Here is a 1,391-nt window from a genome sequence, read left to right as displayed (position 1 = left end):
TTGGTCTGGGAAAAGGTTAAAGGGTAAGGGGGAAAGGTGAATTAAAACCTTTCCCTTTCCCCTTTCCCCCAAAACCCAAAAAGTATTGGGTTCACTCCAAGCACAAAACCCTGATTCATCCATATACTTTAAATCGATTTCTCCAGCCGCCGCAGACAATTCCAACATCTCTAAGTCTGCCTGTTTGATTTGCTGCAATACTTGGTCTTGTTTTCCTTTGTGGCAATTTCAAAGTTCGCTTCCAAAGCTCAAGGCTAATGATTTACTTAAAAGTGATAAAAATATAAAAGAGTAATTATCTCTATCAGCCTAAGCTAGAGGTGTGAGACAGATGTCGATAATACCGAACTCTCTGTCCATCCTCCGTCATCTTGTTCAACCAGTTCCAGGGTTAGGCTCATCGCATAAGTGTTTTGTATGTGCAGCCTGAACGAGAGCTAGAAAAAGTCTTTGATTATTGGGATTGATAATTGAAAGCTCAGGATGCCATTGCACACCAATTGCCCAAGGATGGTGTTCATGCTCCACAGCTTCAATGACTCCATCATCCGAAGCATAAGCAACAACCCGCCAACCAGGTGGTACTTTATCTATCGCTTGATGATGCCAAGAAACTACAGATATGTGAGAATTCTGTAAACAGTTAGCTAAAAGACTTTCTACATCTATCTTGACAAGATGTTCTGTAGGTAAACGTCGTCCAGGCTCAGGCTCTAGACGATGTAATGCAGATGTACCGTAAACATCTGGAATGTGAGGAATTAGAGTACCCCCACAGGCGACGATGAGAATTTGTAAACCCCGGCAAATACCCAATATCGGCAGATGACGTTCAAGAGCAAACTTGCCAAGCTGCAATTCAAAAGCATCACGTTCGCGATCAACAGAATAAATACTAGGATGATCAAAACCATTGTAGCAAGCAGGGTCAATATCTCCACCACCAGAGATGATTAAACCATCCAAAGAGTCAAGAACTAAGTCAGAGTCAATTTCTCCTGGTGGTAATAATATGGGAATACCACCTGAAGCACGGACTGCATCTATATATTCGCTTGGCAGAGAAAATGGTAATGCTGCAAGGCGACCGTAAGTTGTAATGCCAATCAATGGTTTTCGAGATTTTCTACTCATCTTAATGCTATATCAGTATTTCGCTGTCAGCACGAACTAGACGTACTAGACTGCTCACCCCAGTAGTAAGTTTCTTCAGTTCTTCAGTTGTCACCAATTCTCCATCAAATAGTTAAAGCAGAGAATAGACCTCTTGCAAAAGTCACTCAGGAAGATTTGATTTTGGAGAGAAAAAGCTCGTAATTGTAGAGAGCAGCAATTAGATTAAACCGCAAACTAAATCTTTTTCGGCGATTTCTATAAGTAAGAGACAAAAT

1 protein-coding gene and 1 pseudogene are annotated in these 1,391 nt (G+C 41.2%); both read right to left on the bottom strand.

The genetic code is table 11. The annotated features are described in order from the left end of the window. A pseudogene (locus tag RMX98_RS36240) lies at positions 1-198 on the bottom strand (hypothetical protein); the annotation flags it as partial. A 177-nt stretch (positions 199-375) separates the two neighbouring features. After that, entirely contained in the window at positions 376-1,134 is a 759-nt protein-coding gene (locus RMX98_RS36235; RefSeq protein ID WP_409881996.1) for a gamma-glutamyl-gamma-aminobutyrate hydrolase family protein, read from the bottom strand. Positions 1,135-1,391 lie beyond the last annotated feature (257 nt).

The organism is Nostoc sp. DedQUE02 (genome assembly GCF_034531035.1).
Lineage (GTDB): Bacteria > Cyanobacteriota > Cyanobacteriia > Cyanobacteriales > Nostocaceae > Nostoc.
Note: the sequence above shows the minus strand (reverse complement) of the source record. Positions and strands in the feature narration are given on the sequence as shown.

Bases quoted from the DNA above. Each gene is read 5' to 3' on its own strand.
- RMX98_RS36235 (WP_409881996.1), bottom strand. From the start codon at position 1,134: ATGAGTAGAAAATCTCGAAAACCATTGATTGGCATTACAACTTACGGT.